The organism is Variovorax sp. dw_308, from assembly GCF_019207085.1.
Lineage (GTDB): Bacteria > Pseudomonadota > Gammaproteobacteria > Burkholderiales > Burkholderiaceae_C > Variovorax.
In genome coordinates, this window is record NZ_JAATOM010000109.1 from 1 (window position 1) to 320 (window position 320).

At 70.9% G+C, this 320-nt stretch carries 1 pseudogene; it reads right to left on the reverse strand.

The features are described from left to right. Window positions 1-320 (reverse strand): annotated as a pseudogene (locus HCU76_RS36415) (IS3 family transposase); the annotation flags it as partial.

Sequence of the window (320 nt, forward strand, 5' to 3'; positions counted from 1 at the left end):
CCTTGCGTCGGACTTCGCGCTCGAGTTCCTTGATGCGCCGGCGGTCCTCTCTGGTTTGCGAGGGGCTCGCACGCACCTCCTCGGGCGCGGCCAGTGCCTGCGTCGCGCTGACGCGCCACTGTTGCAACTGCTGCAGGTACACGCCGTTCCCGCGGCACCAGGCGCCGCGCGAGGCCTCGTCCATGGCGGCGGTCGTGATCACCGCTTCAAACCGCGCCGCGGCCGTCCAGACCCGCGCCTTGGCCGGCCTAGACAACGACTCCGAGCGCCAGCGCTCCAGCGTGTCCACGCCGACTCCAATCTCTCGCGCCACCGCCTCT